The 16,288-nt window shown below is 49.1% G+C and carries 12 protein-coding genes; all 12 read left to right on the forward strand.

What is annotated here, in order from left to right; all coding sequences use genetic code 11:
- Positions 1-16: 16 nt before the first annotated feature.
- The gene (locus QGP82_RS34165; RefSeq protein ID WP_250565449.1) at positions 17-3,211 is read left to right on the forward strand and encodes an efflux RND transporter permease subunit; all 3,195 of its coding nucleotides are present in this window, start codon (positions 17-19) and stop codon (positions 3,209-3,211) included.
- A gap of 139 nt (positions 3,212-3,350) precedes the next feature.
- Positions 3,351-4,745 (forward strand): cation:proton antiporter, encoded by a 1,395-nt coding sequence (locus tag QGP82_RS34170; protein WP_499062270.1) that lies wholly within the window; start codon positions 3,351-3,353, stop codon positions 4,743-4,745.
- 93 nt (positions 4,746-4,838) lie between these two features.
- Positions 4,839-6,569 carry an alpha/beta hydrolase gene (locus QGP82_RS34175; RefSeq protein WP_163670132.1) on the forward strand — a complete coding sequence of 577 codons (1,731 nt, stop codon included), beginning with the start codon at positions 4,839-4,841 and terminating at the stop codon, positions 6,567-6,569.
- 140 nt (positions 6,570-6,709) lie between these two features.
- A complete protein-coding gene (locus QGP82_RS34180; protein ID WP_499062271.1) occupies positions 6,710-7,363 on the forward strand; it encodes a GNAT family N-acetyltransferase in 654 nt (217 codons plus the stop codon).
- Positions 7,364-7,428: 65 nt separating this feature from the next.
- The gene (locus tag QGP82_RS34185) at positions 7,429-7,908 is read left to right on the forward strand and encodes a hypothetical protein (RefSeq protein ID WP_499062272.1); all 480 of its coding nucleotides are present in this window, start codon (positions 7,429-7,431) and stop codon (positions 7,906-7,908) included.
- An 811-nt stretch (positions 7,909-8,719) separates the two neighbouring features.
- Entirely contained in the window at positions 8,720-10,069 is a 1,350-nt protein-coding gene (locus QGP82_RS34190; protein WP_163670138.1) for a V-type ATP synthase subunit B, read from the forward strand.
- Between the two features lie 12 nt (positions 10,070-10,081).
- Positions 10,082-10,681, forward strand: coding sequence for a V-type ATP synthase subunit D (locus tag QGP82_RS34195; RefSeq protein ID WP_163670140.1), 600 nt, complete (start codon positions 10,082-10,084; stop codon positions 10,679-10,681).
- Positions 10,678-12,480, forward strand: coding sequence for a V-type ATP synthase subunit I (locus QGP82_RS34200; protein ID WP_499062273.1), 1,803 nt, complete (start codon positions 10,678-10,680; stop codon positions 12,478-12,480). The genes QGP82_RS34195 and QGP82_RS34200 overlap by 4 nt, the downstream gene beginning before the upstream one ends.
- On the forward strand, positions 12,477-12,920 hold the full coding sequence (locus tag QGP82_RS34205; RefSeq protein WP_163670144.1) for an ATP synthase subunit C: 444 nt from the start codon (positions 12,477-12,479) through the stop codon (positions 12,918-12,920). Before QGP82_RS34200 ends, QGP82_RS34205 begins: the two co-directional genes overlap by 4 nt.
- Positions 12,921-12,944: 24 nt before the next feature.
- Positions 12,945-13,640, forward strand: coding sequence for a hypothetical protein (locus tag QGP82_RS34210; protein ID WP_163670146.1), 696 nt, complete (start codon positions 12,945-12,947; stop codon positions 13,638-13,640).
- An 8-nt stretch (positions 13,641-13,648) separates the two neighbouring features.
- Positions 13,649-14,332: a DUF2764 family protein gene (locus QGP82_RS34215; RefSeq protein WP_163670148.1), complete on the forward strand. Its 684-nt coding sequence runs from the start codon at positions 13,649-13,651 to the stop codon at positions 14,330-14,332.
- A 10-nt stretch (positions 14,333-14,342) separates the two neighbouring features.
- Positions 14,343-16,175 carry a V-type ATP synthase subunit A gene (locus QGP82_RS34220; RefSeq protein ID WP_163703253.1) on the forward strand — a complete coding sequence of 611 codons (1,833 nt, stop codon included), beginning with the start codon at positions 14,343-14,345 and terminating at the stop codon, positions 16,173-16,175.
- Positions 16,176-16,288 lie beyond the last annotated feature (113 nt).

Raw genomic sequence — 16,288 nt, forward strand, 5'->3', positions numbered from 1 at the left:
ATCAGTCCCTGCCTGGATGACGTTCTTTTTTACCCGCCAGATTTTTGCCATTCTGCTCTGCTTTATGTTGATGATGGGCGGTTTGATGGGGTATTTCTCCATGGTAAAGGAGGGAGACCCTGATATTAAGATTGCCCGTGCGCTGATCACCACAGTTTGGCCGGGTACCGATGCAGAAACTATCGAAAATCAGGTTACCGATAAAATTGAAGAAGAGATTAAAAGTCTCCAGGGGTTGGATGATTTCACCAGTGCCACCTTTAATTCCTTCTCGATTATTAATGTTGCCTTTAAGGCCGAATCCCCTGTGGCTGAGTCGATTCAGCAACTACGCGGTAAGCTGGATGATTCTGAGCCTGAACTGCCGTTAGAGGCTACTGGGCGAGAAAAGCCAGAATTTGAACAGCTTTCACAGCAAGATGCACCCGTTCTCTCTCTAGCCTTAACCGGAGAGAATCTGGATATTACCATTCTCAGCCAGGTTGCTGAAGACTTACAAGAACGGCTGGAGTCGGTTAAAAATGTGCGCGAGGTCGATCTGTCAGGGCGACGTGAAGATGTTATCCATGTGCAGATGCTACCCAGTCGTTTAACAACTTTAGGGATTTCTGCCACCCAGGTGGGCAGTGCCATTGAAGGGAGCAATATTGACACCTCCTGGGACTTAGTACGGGATGACAAAATTGGGGCTCAAGTCAGGCTATATGGTCGCTTTCGCACGTTGGAGGATTTGAGCAGTCTGCCGGTTGCTCGGCTGAATGATAATCGTGTGGTGCGCTTAGCTGAGGTGGCTGACGTTTATCAGGGTCTAGAGCGAGAGACCAATCGAGCCGATGTGAGCTGGCAAGGGGCTGAATTTTCACCCACTATCGTGCTGGATGTGGTAAAAGTGGCCGGTAGTGATACGACCCAAGTGGTTAATGGTGCCCTAGCGGCCATGGAATCTGCCCGTGAAGACCCTGAGCTATGGCCCCATGGCATGGACTATCGCGTTCTCAATAGCGATGCGGACAAAATTCAAACTGAACTTAACGACCTCGGTAGCAACGTTTTTCAGGCGTCACTCTGTGTCTTTGCCATTCTCTTTGTGGCCCTCACCTGGCGCGAGGCGCTGATTGCTGGATTAGCCATTCCCCTGACGTTTGCAGGGGCGATTTTCTTTCTGTGGATGATGGGGTATACCCTCAACACCATGGTGATGATTGGCATGATCCTGGCGTTGGGGCTGCTGGTGGATGTGTTTATCCTGATGCTGGAGGGCATGCACAATGGTCTATATATTGAGGGGCTAACCTTTTCCCAAGCGGCGATTAAAACCGTGAAGACCTATGCGGCTCCTGCGTTTTCAGGCCAGCTGACGACCATTTTAGCCATGGCTCCGTTGATGGCGATCGCAGGTACCATGGGTAAGTTTGTGCGCCTGATTCCCATTAGTGCCATTACCTGTTTGGTGCTGAGCTATGTAATTGCTTTACTAGTTGTTGTGCCCCTCTCTAAATTCTTGCTAGATAATGTGCAGGGTAAGGGCGATGCTAAAACCTTTGTGGACCGCCTGACTGAAGAAGTCTCTAAAAAGTTTACCCAATGGAGCTTAAAGGTCACGGTGCCCAATCGGCGGGTGGCCCGTCTATGGACAGCTAGCACAATTGCTTTGTTTGTGCTAGCTATGGTGTTGTTCACGGGGCTACCATCTGCCCTATTTCCAGATGCGGAGGCCCGCAAGCTCAGCATTAATGTGGAATTACCCCCAGCTACCACGCTGACCCGCTCCCAAGAGGTGGCTGATCGCATGGGTGAATTTGTTCGTAACTATAGTGACCCTAACGGAGAAAAAGTCTTTGAAAGTGTGGTGAAACTGGTGGGTCAGCGCAGTAATTTAGTCGCGTCTAGTGAAATCAAACCCACCAATGCCGACTACTTTGTTGGTTTATCGACAATGTTCGTCGAGCGGCCTCAGCGAGACCGTGACTCCTTTGAGTATGCTCGCGATCTCAGGCGAGAGATCAACAACACCATCCTACGGGATTATCCAGGAGCCATCTTAGCGGTTCAATATGAGCGTACCGGGGGCGGTGAAGACCCTATCCAAGTAGAACTCTATGGTAAAGATCTGCAAACCCTGCGGGAGATTTCTGGTCAGGTGCAGCAGGCCTTGCGAGAGATTCCCGGCACGATGGATGTGCGGGATGACCTTGGTAACTTACGGGAAGATTACAAGTTTGTGCCTAAACGAGAGGCCTTAGATTTCTATGGCATTAGTCAAGAAGATTTGGGGATCCAGGGGCGCTATCTGATGATTGACAATGAGGTGGGTGACTTTTCTGTGGGCAGTGGCGAAGAAGATCTGGAAATTCGTTTGAGTACTCGATGGCCCTCTCAAAATGGCGAAGTGGGTGGACCGGCTCGGCTAGATGAATTTGCCACCATGCGGTTTATCACCCCTGAAGGTGAGGCGTTGCCCGCCAATGCTTTATTGGAACCGGTCCAGGGGGCTGTTCCCCTTTCCATCACCCATCGCGATACCCAGCGCAGCGTCACGGTGTTGGCTAAAGTGATTCCTGGCCAGGGCTACTATGACAGTCAGATCTTGGCTGAACTTGTACCCTATCTGGAGGCCATGCAGTACGATTCCACCGATCCCAAGAATCCTGACCGCTGGCCTCGGGGCTACACCTATAAGTTTGGTGGTGACGCCGATACCAGTAGTGAAACCTTTGGTTCGGCAGGGCAGATGTTAGTGGTGGCCATCTTTCTGGTGTTTGCGGTGCTGGTGCTCCAGTTTGGTTCCTACACCCAGCCAGTGATTATTATCCTCACCATTCCCTTTGCCTTGATTGGGACAATCTTTGGCTATGTTGTGCTGAATCTACCGTTTTCGTTCCCAACGGCCATTGGTATTATTTCTCTCACAGGCATTGTGGTAAATAATGCAATTGTCATGGTGGACACCATGAATGAGCGCCGCAGAGAAGGCTGGGATGTACGCCATGCGGCTGCTCTGGGGGCTAGCGATCGATTACGCCCCATTGTGACAACGTCGATCACAACTGTGATTGGTTTGATTCCGCTGGCGCTGAGTGATGCGAAATGGTTCCCGTTGTGTATGGCGATCATTTTTGGATTAATGTCGGCGACGTTGATTGCTCTGTTGGTTGTGCCGGGGCTTTACTTGCAGTTGACTCCCAGGACCCCGACAGAGTCTGGTGCGTAAGACATTCTATGGGTGACATTGTGCCTTAGAATTTCCTCTCCTTGAGAAGATCGTGCCGGTGAACTCAGTGTTTAGAAATATTGGTAATGATGTGAATGTTGTCCAGGTTCTCAAATTCCCCAAGATTCTTTTTTGAACTATGATTCTTTCTTCATTTTCTGTTGTCACGAGTTCTGTGTTTACTCCGCTGCTGGCTTCAGCTGTCGGAGTTGAAAGCGAGCTCTATGCTAAAGCGTTAGCCGCAGCAGTTGCATTGGTGACCGTTGTCGTTTTTCTGTTTGCTCAGCTTTTTGGCGAACTTGCTATTCGCTTGAGTTTGCCTGCAGTTCTAGGTGAACTGATTGCTGGTTTTATTCTGGGTGTTTCAGGTATTCATTGTATTGTTTTGGGTAATGGGGGGGAAGTTGCTGATTGGACCGTGGCCGCTGTTCAGCTAATTTCTGGTAGTGACACGACGACAATTCAAGAAGTCTTTGCGGGTCCGATAAGGATTTTACTGAATCAATATGCCGAGCTTGGTGTGGGGGTTTTGCTCTTTAAGATTGGTCTGGAAGCTGATCTCGAAGAGTTAATCAAGGTGGGTCCCCAGGCGGCATCAGTCGCTGTGGCAGGGGTGATTCTCCCGTTTGTAGCCGGGTTTGTGGGTCTGACTTCGATCTTTCATCTATCTGCGATCGCATCAATTTTTGCGGCGGCAGCACTAACGGCCACAAGTATCGGCATTACCTCTCGAATCATGCAAGATATGGGAGTATTGAACACCAAGGAAGGGCAAATTATTCTCGGTGCTGCCGTTTTAGACGATATTCTTGGCATTGCTATTTTAGCCGTGGCCATCGGTATTGCTGAGCATGGAACAGTGGAGATTTCTAGCGTCATTGGCACAATTGTCAGCGCTACACTTTTTGTAATATCAGCCATTGTCTTGAATAAGGTTTTTGGTCCCCGCTACATCAACTTTCTGAGCAGATTCAGTAATCCGTATAGTGTGCTGATCGGTTCCATTATCTTTCTATCGTTGATGGGCACGATTGCGAATGTGATTGGCTTGGAAGAAATCCTTGGCTGTTTTGCAGCCGGTATAATTCTTGGCAATACAAAAGCAACGGCAGCTTTAGAGAAGGCCTGTGAGCCTTTAGTTGCTCTATTTGCAACGGTATTCTTTGTGTCCATTGGTGCCAAAACTGACTTGAGTGTCCTGAACTTGGCGAATCCTGAGAGTCGAACTGGTTTAGTGATAGCAGCATTCCTAATTGTGATTGCCATTTTGGGCAAACTAGCCGCTGGATATTTTGTCTCTTCTAAAGAGAATGTGAATCGACTGGCCATTGGTACTGGCATGGTGCCACGGGGAGAAGTGGGTTTAGTATTTGCAGGTCTGGGGGCCACCACAGGGACATTAACCGGTTCCTTGAATGTTGCCATTGTGTTGATGGTGATTGCCACCACCTTTGTGGCTCCTCCGATGCTGCGATGGGTATTTGCTAGTAACCAGACTGTAACTAATCAGGAGCAACAGCCTGTTGCGAAATAAATCTGAAATTCGGCTTGGTGACATCTGTGATCCCAAGACAGGTGCAAGCCCCTACTATCCAATAAACTGATCCAATAAACTGAGACAACTATCATGGGTTTTACAACAGGTTATCTCAAGGTGATTCGACGGTTAGTGCAAGCTACGGCTTTAGGTATCCTTTCTGGGATAATGAGCCCCTTACCCGTTCGCTCAGCGGATGAACTTTACTTTGACTACGGTGTTTTAGGGCGACAGATTTCGATCTCATCCCTAGAAGCATTTGCCACAGAAGGCACCATAGACGATGAACTAGCCCCTTATTTGGATAGGGTTTCACCGGAAAATCGTCAGGCGTTTCAGCGGACTTTGAGTACTCCCTTAGTGGCTTTAAATGACGGTATTCCTGAACAAATAGCCGATCCGTTTGTGCTGTCTCAGTGGCTGTATTCTCCCATCGGAGAACTTGTTTTAGCGAACGCTGGGCAGCTGATTAAAACTGAGGGACGTCACAATGGTCAGCGGGCGATTCGAGCGGCGATGGTGTTGGCGGCGGCTGATCCGGCGGGTCTATCGCTGATTAATATCCTCCGGTTCTACCCGACGAATGGTATCAGGCTGGATTTGCCACAAATTTTGGCGCTATCTGAGGCTATTGAGACCAATATTGAAACTACTGACAGCTTAGTGCAGGCGACCATTCAACAGTCTGTTGCTGTTGCTGCCACTGAGCCGATGTTGGACTATCAGGCGCTACCCATGCTGGCAGATGTGCCTCGGTTTGATGTGGTGAAACAATCGCTGATGTTGGAAGATCGCGATCGCAACCGCACTTATCCTACCGATCTCTATCTCCCCACTGACCTCAGTGCCGTTCTCGGACCCATCCCAGTGATGGTGTTGTCCCATGGCTACGGAGAGACCCGCACCAATCCAGATGCGGTAGCCGCTGCTCGCAGCTTAGCCGCCAATGGCTTTGTGGTCGCTGTGCCCGAGCACATTGGCAGCAACGCAGTCTATCAGGATGATTTGGCCCTGGGACTAAACCGTGAATCTTTTGATGTCATGGAGTTTATCAATCGCCCTTTGGATATTCGGTTTCTCCTTGACACTCTAGAAGAGAAAAACAAAACTGATTTTCAGGGACGGCTACAGCTCGAACGTGTAGGTCTGGTCGGGTATTCGTTTGGAGGGTACACCGTATTAGCAGCCGCTGGGGCAACCGTTGATGTGGACCTCCTGGAGCAACAGTGTGATCTAGACGCCGATTTTGTGCCTGACAATGTCAATATTGCCCTGCTAATTCAATGTCGATTACTAGAGCTGCAATCTGCTCCCCAGGTGTTGCAACACCTGCTTGATGGTAGCCTGGCCGATGAGCGCATTGGCTCGGTGTTTGCCCTGTCTCCCTTAAGCAATCTGTTTGGAGACAAGGGCATGAGAAATATTCAGATTCCGGTAGTCATTGTGGGTGGAGCCTATGATATTGCCACTCCCATTGTGCAAGAGCAGCTAGCTGCTTTCCAGGGGCTTACCACCTCTGAAAAATATTTTTACCTGGCTGAAAATCTATCCCACACCTCTGCCCTGACGCGGGCGATCCTGGACCTGGCGTATCCCAGAAGTGGCATTGTAGAACGCTTTAACGCCAGTGAACAATGGCTGTTTAATCTGATGGTGACGCTGTTGATTGCCCATGGTCAGGTCTCTTTAATGGGGGATGAAACCTATAATCCCTACCTCACTGCCGCCTATGTGGAGACCGTGAGCGTAGACCCCACCAGGCTGCATCTGCTCAGGTCGTTACCCCCCTGTTTGTCTGGGCGTCGGTGTGCTGAAAATTAACGTTAGCGCATTAAATCCATGACTGGCAGGGGTTCGACGCTTTAGGGACGCTTTAGGGACACTGGTTTGATTACAGTTAAACCAGTGAAAAACGACAAATTCTAACGTTCATTTCGAACCGTAACTAAGGAACCTGAATCATGAAAACGTCTGGTGTTGTACAACCGCAGCCATCATCTGATGTTATCCAACTACAGCAATCACAAGTTTTAGATGCTGGTATGGTGGCCGCTAAGGCATTTGCAGACGATCCAGTCTTTATGTATATAATCTCTGACGATCGAGAATTTCGGCTGCAGTCTTTGACGTGGTTGATGCGCAAACTGGTTGTGTATTCTACTCAGTACAATCATGTTTATACAACCCAGGATTTAGAAGGAATTGCCGCCGGGCTACCACCGGGAGAACTCTCTAGTAATCCGCTTGAGTTATTGAAAATGATCTGGGAGCTCCAGCTGTATGCCTTACCCACAAAATTTCGCTGGAATCGCTTGGGAAGATGTCTAACGTTGTTATCGGCTGTTGAGCAGGCCCATCAACAAGATATGGGCGATTGCCCCCATTGGTATTTGGGCTTGATGGTAGTGAATCCCGCCTGCCAGGGACAAGGCGTGGGCCGTCGGTTACTACAGCCGATTTTGCAACAGGCAAGCCATGAAGGGGTAGCCTGCTATTTGGTGACGTTTACGGAACAAGCCGTACGCTTTTATCAGAAACATGGATTTGAAATTATACAGGTCCAGAAAATAGCCCCCGATGCGCCACCCTTCTGGACACTCAAGCGCAACCCATAGCGTACAAAAGTTAAGACGATACTAGAAGTGGGCGGAGCCTCATTTCTAACTGTGTATAGTTGGCAATGGGTCCGCCTTGGCAGCATCTACAACTCAATCCTTTAATTGTCTGCTGTGCCATGTCTTTTGCCAAGCTACTACGAACTATCATTCTTGGGCTAATTAGTTTGTTGGGGTTGCTGATCGTGATCGGTGTGGCAGCCTGGTGGCAGGATTGGTGGTACGGAACACTCAATCCAGATCAGGTAAGGCCAATTGAGAACTGGGTATTGGGATTAGTCATGGGCATGGTTTATATCCAGATAGCTCTAGCGGTAGAAACCTTGCTCATCAGTCTTGTAACCCGGTTTCGCTGGATAAAATTTCAGCGAGGCAGACTCTTAGTCGGACTATTTAGCCTGATTATGCTGTCATTCGCGTTACCCCTATTGAAAGAAATCATTTTAGTTAGACCTGGTGATAGTGTGTCATTTTTACAGTATTTGTTATACCTGATGCTGCCTGTGATACCTGCTTGGTGTTTATTGTGGTTTCGACGTGCCTAGGGATTGGTTGTTGCGACCTTAAAAGAGCCTATCCTACCTCTAGTCCCAAATGTGTTAGAAGACCTGGGATTGGTGACTGATTAAGGCTGTATAGCTGTATAACAGCACCTGATTATCTTGATTTTTCTGACACCGCTGATATCTATAAATACGGCATAGAGAAGTTAAGATACCCTGATATTTAAAAGATGCATCTTTATTCCTGAAATCTCTGAAATCACCTCCGTTATTGATGATTGTGACGCCAGCCACAGACATACAGCCTTGTTATTGTATATCTCTTCTTTCGAAAGGTGAGGGTAATGAAAGAAAATATTCTGCTTTGATGAGAAAGATGAGAGAAAAGTGATTGAATCTATTTAGAAAACCTTAAATTCTGTTGGAGATAAGGCAATGTTATTGCATGGGTTCATTGAGATTAGTTTATTTGCTTGATTGAGTGCAGTCGTTTTGCTGATCCGTGTTTACACTTGGTGTGTTGCTATGGTTCAGAGTGAGTAAAATGATATCTTGTTGGTCGTTGTTCATTAATCTCAGACAAGTTTGAATCTTTGCTAACGATTTGTTTTGTTTTCAGTAAGTAGACCAGAGCTGATGTACTTACTTGTTATTTGGCTGGTGTATGGCTTAATGAACTGAAATTATGGTTTCAAGATCTCCTTAGATGCTCTGTTCAAGATTTTGCTCCAGCTAGACTTGAATATTACTAAGTTTTTTAAGTTTTCTGTTTCGCTTCAAGTAATAAAAAATACCATTTTTGTTAAGATATTTAGTCCTTAGGGTGTCCATCTTTTAGCCCAGAGTGTTTCTTATGCCACAAACTCTCGTTCGTTATTCTAAAGTAGTTGAGATCGTTGGCGACATCATGCGGGTGCAAGTGCCTGAGAGTGCTTACCTGAAAGATACTGGGCCGCGCTATGGCGACTTAGCTGTGGTGGAAGGCGATGATGAGGATAGCCTATCTCTGGCTCAGGTTATTAACATTAAGCATGATACGGTTGCTCTTCAAGTGTTTGGTGGCACGAAAGGTGTGGCGACAAATTCGTCTGTTCGCTTTTTAGGGCATCCCATGGAGGTTACCTATTCTGACAACATTCTAGGGCGGGTATTTCGCGGTACCGGGGAGTCCATTGATGGCAGACCCGATCTATCACAGGATTCTAAAGTCCCCATTGGTGGACCGTCCGTTAATCCCATGCGGCGGGTGTTGGCATCTAAGATGATCCGCACCGATGTGCCGATGATTGATGTGTTTAATTGCCTGGTCGAGAGTCAGAAGATACCCATTTTCTCTGTCGCTGGCGAGCCGTTTAACCCTTTCCTAGCTCGCATTGGCATTCAGGCTGATGCAGACATTGTGGTCTTTGGCGGACTCGGTCTCATTTTTGATGATTACCACTTTTTTCGCACCACCTTTGAAGATGCCGGTGTTTTCTCTCGCACTGTGATGTTTGTTAACCTGGCATCTGATCCCATTGTGGAACGTACCCTGATTCCCGACATGGCCCTGGCGGTAGCGGAACGTTTTGCTGTGGAACAAGGGAAGCGGGTGTTGGTATTGCTGACAGACATGACCGCCTATGCCGATGCCCTTAAAGAGATCGGTATTGCCATGGATCAGGTACCGTCAAATCGGGGCTATATGGGTGATCTATACTCCCAGCTGGCTCGTCGCTATGAGAAAGCCTGTGATTATGCCCAGGGGGGATCAGTGACTATTCTTAGCGTGACCACAATGCCTGGGGATGATGTCACCCATCCAGTGCCAGACAATACGGGGTACATCACCGAGGGGCAATTCTATCTCCATGATGGGGTGATTGATCCTTTTGGTTCGTTGTCACGACTTAAGCAGCATGTTATTGGTAAGGCGACTCGCGAAGACCATAGTCAGATTATGAATACGATGGTTCGCTTTTACTCCAATGCCAAAGATGCTGAACAGAAGCAGGCGATGGCATTTGAACTGTCTGATTTTGATCATAAGCTCTTGAAATTTGGTGAGCTATTCAAACAGCGCTTCATGGACATTAATGTCTCTATTTCCCTTGAGCAGGCGCTTGACCTGGGGTGGAAAACGTTAGCCGAGTGCTTTGAACCTCAAGAATTGTTGATGAAACAGGCGCTGATTGACAAGTACTTTCCAAAAGAGATGCAGTAATAGGAGGCGACCATGGCAAGGTTGGCATTAAATAAGGCGTCTCTTACCAAACTTCAACGACAACTCAAAACCTATAAAGACGTCTTGCCATCTCTCGACCTGAAACGCCGTCAGTTACTGGCTGAGCAGGCCAGAGCTAGACGCAGGCTCATGGATGTTCGCCAGCAGCTGGGAGAGTTAGATCCTCTGATTGCCAGCGAGCTGTTGATGCTATCAACTCAGGAGGTAGATCTGACCGATATTGTTAAGGTCGTTGGGGTGCAGATAGTGGAAGAAAATGTTGTGGGAACCCGTCTGCCTAAGTTGGAGAAGGTTGATATAGAAGTGCGCCAGTATGCTTTCTTGGGCAGACCTCACTGGGTCGAGCGTGTGGTGGACGCCCTCACAACAGCGGTGGAATTACGCCTGCAATTACAGGTGGCTGAGCAACGGCAAGTGTTGCTAAATCAGGCTGCTCGCAAGATTACCCAGCGAGTCAACCTGTTTGATAAGGTGCTGATCCCAAGAGCCCAGGCAAATATTAAAAAAATCCAGATTTATTTGTCGGATGCCGCACGGGCCGCTGTGGTGAACTCAAAGATTGCCAAGCGGAAGAAGGGAGTGGCTGCATGAGTATTGTTCCCTTAAACAAAGTCACCCTTTGCGGGGTAAGTTACGATCAAGAGAAGGTACTTGAGGGCCTACAGCGTTTGGGATGCCTCCACTTGATCCCACTCCAGCCCCCTGCTCAAGAATCAGAGGCAGAGCTATTTGTGCGGGATGAAGATGCCCATGAAGCGCTGCTATATCTGATGGATGTACGGCGTAGGCGACATCAGGTGTTGAAGCATGTGGATTTTGACTTTGATCACGTGTTAGCAGCGGCTTTGGCCAATAAACAAAACCGTCGGGAGGCCGAGGACAGGCGATATTTTTTGGTGAATCGCATCCGAGATTTAGAGCCCTGGGGTGATTTTACCTTACCCGATCTCGGCCAGCTGGGTGGTTACCGACTCTGGTTTTATCGGGTGCCCTACGCGAAGATGAAATCTCTCCAGGATTTGGAATGGCCCTGGCAACAGGTCTCTGCGGATCATCGATTTACCTATGTTGTAGTCATTTCTAAACAGGAGCCTCCCGCTAACGCCCTGCCCGTTGCTCGCACCTACACCGGGGCAGTGCCGCTAACGGATTTAAAGCATGAGTTACAACGGGTTGAGATCCAGTTAGAAGACTTGGATGCTGAACATGAGGCCCTAAGTCGCTGGATACATTTATTCTCTAAGAATCTGGCGCGGGCTGACGATCGGGCAGCGATTCAGTATGCGAGTACCCAAACCCGTAAGGAAGTTGGCATCTTTATGGTCCAGGGTTGGATGCCCGCCCGAGAGTTAGAACAATTGGAAGCGTTTGCTGAACAACAGGAACTGGCACTCCTGGTTGAACCGGCCCGTCCTGACGATGCCCCACCCACCCTGATGGATAATCCGCCGGAGCTGAGTAGTGGGCAAGATTTGGTCAGCTTTTACCAGACCCCCGGCTACCGTACCTGGGACCCGTCGATTGCGGTTTTCTTCTCGTTTGCCGTCTTTTTTGCGATGATTCTCTCGGATGCTGGCTATGCCCTGGTGCTGGCAGTCATTGTGGCTTGTTACTGGCCATCCATGGGGAGCAGTGCAGGCGGCCGACATTTCCGGATCCTATCGGTAATGGGATTGATAGCGGCCATCATCTATGGTGTTTTGGTCGGTAGCTACTTTGGTGCCGGGCCTGAGCAGATTCCGCGCATTGGATCATGGCTCACCCGTTTTCAGGTGCTAAATATCAACAATTACGATGCCATGATGCAGCTTGCGATCGCAATTGGCTGTTTGCATATTACGTTCGCGAACATCATCGCCGCCCTTGGTGCCGGTGGATTTGCCGGAAAGGCGAAACCACTGGGTTGGATTGTTGTTATTGCTGGCGGATTAACCTTGTCACTGGGGTTGGGGGAAGCCGTCGGGCACCATCTAGGCATTGGCTTACTAGTGGGCGGTTTCTTAGTGATTTTCTTAGGCGGATTTCTCGGCAGTCGCCAAAAAAATCTGCCCTTACGGTTGGTGGCTGGCCTGGGTTCGTTATCCCAGATCTCCAAACTGTTTGGGGATATTATGAGCTATCTACGATTATTCGCGCTAGGATTGGCCAGTGCCTCATTGGCCTTAACCTTCAACCAGCTAGCCCACCAGGTGTATCAGTCAGTGCCAGGATTAGGGTTGTTGCTCAGCATTTTGATTCTGTTACTGGGCCATGGCATTAATTTAGCCTTGGGGATCATTAGCGGGTTTGTCCATGGTTTGCGGTTGAATTTTATTGAGTTTTTTAATTGGGGTATCACTGATGAAGGATATCCCTTTCAGGCATTTGCAAAAAAGGAGAGTAATCCGTGAATGAATTTATCATTCTCCTGGGGTGGATAGGCATATACGCTCCTGTGTCATTGGGGGCAATTGGCAGCGCCCTTGGCTGTAAGATCGCTGGACAAGCGGCCATTGGGGCAATGCTTGAGGTTAAAGGTGGATATGGTCGCTTTGTTGGTTTATCAGCTTTGCCCTCTTCCATGTCGATTTATGGCATTGTGGTTCTGTTTTCCCTAAACCGTCTTGTGACCGTGGATAATGCTGCCGGGTTATTTAGTATTGGTGTGGGATCCGGGCTGGCGTTTCTGCTATCGGCGATCTATCAAGGTCAAGCCTGTGCCTCTGCGATCGCAGGGGCAAAAGCCAAACCTGAAATCTTTGGGCTTTCCCTGGCACCTGCCGCCATTATTGAAGGTTTCGCCGTGTTTGCCTTTGTCTTCGCTCTGGTAGCGGCAGGTGGTCTGCCATAGGTAAAAAAGGGGGAAAATATAACCGTGCGAAACAATAAATCTCACCGATCAGATATACCCGCTGCCCATGGGGTTGATGCCCTAGTTGCACGACTGCGAGATGAAGGCGTTGCCAGTGGTCGGGCTCAAGGGGAACAGATTGTAAAAGATGCCCAATTACGAGCCGAGTTAATTATTGAGCAAGCCCATGAAAAAGCGAGTGAGGTTCTGACTAAGGCCAGACAAGAGGCAGACAGTTTAGAAAAAGCGGGTCATCAAGCGCTAGAAGTTGCCGCCCGTGATGCCATGCTCTCTCTCAAAATGGAGTTGAGCCAGCGATTTGCCGGGGAGGTGCGTCGCTTAGTCGGTGTCGAAGCTCAGAAACCAGAACTCTTACAGCGACTTATTCTAGAAATAGCAGGCCGAGCTCAAGACGAGATTGACGATGCGCAATCAGTGGAGATCTTGTTGCCTCGTAATGTGGCAGGGTTTGAGGAACTCAGTCGTAACCCTGAGGAATTGGAACAGGGGATATTAACCCATTTTATCCGTCTGATTAGTCAAGAAGCACTGCAAGAAGGCATCACCTTTGGTGTGGCTAACGATAATCATGGGGGTCTGAGGATCCGACTGGTGGATCAGGAAGTTGTGCTAGATGTTAGCGATCGCGCCATTGCCGATGTACTTCTTCAGTATCTTCAACCCCGTTTCCGCGCACTTCTAGAAGGCATTGTCAAATAGGTATAACAATGTTTAAGGCCAACCAGTACGTCACCCTGATGGCAAGCCTGCCCTATCTTGGCGAACTTTTTGAAGCCCAGCAGACGCCGTTGTCGCGATTTAAACTGGAAGCTCGTCTGAAGATGCTGAGTGAGGAAGATGCTGTACGCCTGCAGCAAATACAGTCCTTAATTCGTTGGCACCATGTGCCCATATCGCGAACAGATGCGGAAATTGTAGCAGCAGCAGAGCAATTCTTTCAGCAGGTCAAAAATCCGCTCCTGCGAGAAGTCGTCGCGTTTCGCTTAGAGCTACACACGATTGTCGCCGCCCTACGCCGTCGTCAGCGAGGCGAGAAAACCGCACCGGTGGGAGAACCCTGGGGGTATGGGCGCTGGGTTAAACACATTGAACGTCATTGGACAGAACCCGCCTTTCGACTACAGGGGAATTTCCCCTGGCTGTTAGAAGCCCAACAGTTGTTGCATGCCGATGAATCAGTGGCGTTAGAACGTGTGTTATTTAGCTACGTTTGGCAGCGATTAGGTCAGTTAGGAGCAGAGCACTACTTCGATTTTGAAGCAGTGGTAATTTATGTAATGCGTTGGGACTTGATTGATCGATGGGTTCGATACGATGGCCCGTTGGCCGTAGAGCGGTTCAAGAACCTGGTGGACGCTGGGGTGGGCGAATTTGATCAGCTGTTTGTATGAGGAGAGTCCGATGTCTGAAATGTACAAGCCAGCTAGGGTTGTTGCTGTTCAAGAAGATATTGTCACCATTAAAATGGCCCCGACGGACGGGCGTCCCTTGACCAAGAATGAAGTGGTCTACATTTCTCCCCAGCGGCAGAATGACGGTCGGACTGAGAGACTCAAGGCTGAAGTGCTGCGGGTACGGGGATATGAAGCCGATGCCCAGGTCTTTGAAAGTACGCGGGGGGTGGGAATTGGCGATCCTGTGGAGCAAACGGGCCAGTTACTCTCTGTCAGCTTGGGGCCGGGGTTACTCGGTCAAGTGTATGACGGTCTACAAAATCCGCTAGATCTGTTGGCAGTATCCTACGGTACGTTTCTACCTCGGGGTGTCGATGTCAAGGCCCTGGATGAACGGAAGAAATGGTCATTTGTGCCGACAGTACATTTGGGTGCTCAACTCAAGGCTGGAGATACTCTCGGTACGGTTCAGGAAGGTCGATTTCGCCATAAAATTATGGTCCCTTTCGATCAACCGGGTGAGGTGGAGCTGATCTGGATCCAACAGGGGAGTTTCACCGTGAACACGCCGATCGCTCGCATCCGGGAGGCCAGTGGTCGAGAGCATACCCTGGATATGACTCAACAATGGCCTGTACGGCGATCGGTGCCACAACGGCTGCTGACACAGCGATTCTCAGAACGGCTTTACCCTGATGAGCCGCTGATGACAACCCAGCGGATTATTGATACCTTTTTCCCGATTGCCCGTGGGGGCACTGCCTGTATCCCAGGGCCTTTTGGGGCTGGCAAAACCGTATTGCAGCACACCCTGTCTCGATATGCCGCCGTTGATATTGTTCTGGTTGTTGCTTGTGGTGAGCGAGCGGGTGAAGTGGTAGAAACCATTACTGAATTTCCGGAACTGAAAGATCCAAAGACAGGGGCCTCACTGATGGAGCGTACCATCATTATTTGCAATACGTCTTCCATGCCAGTGGCCTCCCGCGAGGCGTCCATCTATACCGGTATCACCTTAGGTGAGTACTATCGTCAAATGGGCTATGACGTTCTCCTCCTGGCGGATTCCACCTCTCGCTGGGCTCAGGCCATGCGAGAAACCTCAGGGCGGATGGAGGAAATTCCTGGGGAGGAAGCGTTTCCAGCTTATTTAGACTCTTCAATTAAAGGAGTATACGAGCGCTCTGGAGTGATTCGCACCAATGATGGCAGTGTGGGCAGTCTCACCATGGTAGGCACTGTTTCTCCGGCCGGAGGAAACTTTGAAGAACCGGTCACCCAATCCACCATGAGCACCGTTAAAACCTTCTTAGGTCTGAGCTATGATCGGGCATACAAGCGTTTTTATCCAGCTATCGATCCGTTAATTTCGTGGTCGCGCTACCTGACCCAACTCACACCATGGTTAAAAAAGGAGATTGCCTCTGACTGGGTTGACCAGGTCCAGGCCATGAACAGTCTCTTGAAACAAGGGGATAGTATTTATCAGATGATGCAAGTCACGGGTGAGGATGGGGTGACCCTGGATGACTATGTGACGTATCAAAAATCCCTATTTGTGGACATGGTCTATCTACAACAGGATGCCTTTGATGCCGTTGATTCCAGCACACCCCTAGCCCGTCAGAAAGAGAGCTTTAACCTGGTCAATGACCTGGTGACTAGATGTTATAAGTTTGACAATAAATCGTCAGCCCGAGATTATTTTACTCACCTGATCGGTCTGTATAAGAACCTCAACTATTCTCGAAAAAAATCTTCTGAGTATACGGACTACTTGAAGCAAATTTATGGTCTAGCGGATGCCGTTACCCTCAGTGAGCTATCACAATTAGAGTGATCTACTAAGGTGGGTCTCTGGCCCCGTATTGCAGGCTACCCTGACCATCCAGTTCAACTGGGTTAGCCTGTCCTCATTCGAGGGCAGGCTAAGGACGCCTTCTTTCTCACTAA

Origin of the sequence: Leptothoe sp. LEGE 181152 (assembly GCF_032906605.1) — a bacterium.
Lineage (GTDB): Bacteria > Cyanobacteriota > Cyanobacteriia > Phormidesmidales > Phormidesmidaceae > Leptothoe > Leptothoe turfae.

Coding starts and splice junctions, on each gene's coding strand:
- QGP82_RS34165 (WP_250565449.1), top strand. CDS start 17: ATGACGTTCTTTTTTACCCGCCAGATTTTTGCCATTCTGCTCTGCTTT.
- QGP82_RS34170 (WP_499062270.1), top strand. CDS start 3,351: ATGATTCTTTCTTCATTTTCTGTTGTCACGAGTTCTGTGTTTACTCCG.
- QGP82_RS34175 (WP_163670132.1), top strand. CDS start 4,839: ATGGGTTTTACAACAGGTTATCTCAAGGTGATTCGACGGTTAGTGCAA.
- QGP82_RS34180 (WP_499062271.1), top strand. CDS start 6,710: ATGAAAACGTCTGGTGTTGTACAACCGCAGCCATCATCTGATGTTATC.
- QGP82_RS34185 (WP_499062272.1), top strand. CDS start 7,429: ATGGGTCCGCCTTGGCAGCATCTACAACTCAATCCTTTAATTGTCTGC.
- QGP82_RS34190 (WP_163670138.1), top strand. CDS start 8,720: ATGCCACAAACTCTCGTTCGTTATTCTAAAGTAGTTGAGATCGTTGGC.
- QGP82_RS34195 (WP_163670140.1), top strand. CDS start 10,082: ATGGCAAGGTTGGCATTAAATAAGGCGTCTCTTACCAAACTTCAACGA.
- QGP82_RS34200 (WP_499062273.1), top strand. CDS start 10,678: ATGAGTATTGTTCCCTTAAACAAAGTCACCCTTTGCGGGGTAAGTTAC.
- QGP82_RS34215 (WP_163670148.1), top strand. CDS start 13,649: ATGTTTAAGGCCAACCAGTACGTCACCCTGATGGCAAGCCTGCCCTAT.
- QGP82_RS34220 (WP_163703253.1), top strand. CDS start 14,343: ATGTCTGAAATGTACAAGCCAGCTAGGGTTGTTGCTGTTCAAGAAGAT.